Origin of the sequence: Christiangramia aquimixticola (assembly GCF_048285835.1) — a bacterium.
GTDB classification, from domain to species: Bacteria; Bacteroidota; Bacteroidia; order Flavobacteriales; family Flavobacteriaceae; genus Christiangramia; species Christiangramia aquimixticola.
This window is the reverse complement of sequence record NZ_JBLVTL010000066.1, coordinates 1-367: the sequence shown is the minus strand read 5'-3', so window position 1 is coordinate 367 and position 367 is coordinate 1. Positions and strand designations below refer to the sequence as shown.

The following is a 367-nucleotide window of genomic DNA, read 5'->3' as shown; positions in this document are numbered from 1 at the left end:
AAGGGGTTCTTGGTGGGGTATGGGATCTTCCTGGTTTTCGACCCAGCAGGCCGAAGGTCCCGAAGAGCCATGTGGATGGAGAAGTTCCCAAGCTGGCAGATCACAAAAACGGCCAGTGCCAGCTTAACCTGCTGAACTCCATAGGTAGGGGGTGTGTAGAGAGGGTGGTTGATGTAATAAGCCATCCATGCAGCAAAGCCCCAATAGTAGGTGCAGTTTTTGAAGATGTTTCGCAAAGGCATGGTTCCGTGAGAGAATCGGTGCACGAAGAGAGTCTCCAGCAGGCGCTTGATGTAGTGGAACGAGTGGCACATGCAGGCGAGGTGCACCACCGTATGCCGACTGGACGTAAAGTCGTATTTGCGGC

1 protein-coding gene is annotated in these 367 nt (G+C 53.7%); it reads right to left on the bottom strand.

Annotation, left to right across the window (positions count from 1 at the left end; all coding sequences use genetic code 11):
* Positions 1–242, bottom strand: a 242-nt coding sequence (locus ACNKXV_RS13530; protein ID WP_417908258.1) for a steroid 5-alpha reductase family protein, incomplete at its 3' end; no start/stop codon positions are given.
* Positions 243–367: the final 125 nt, after the last annotated feature.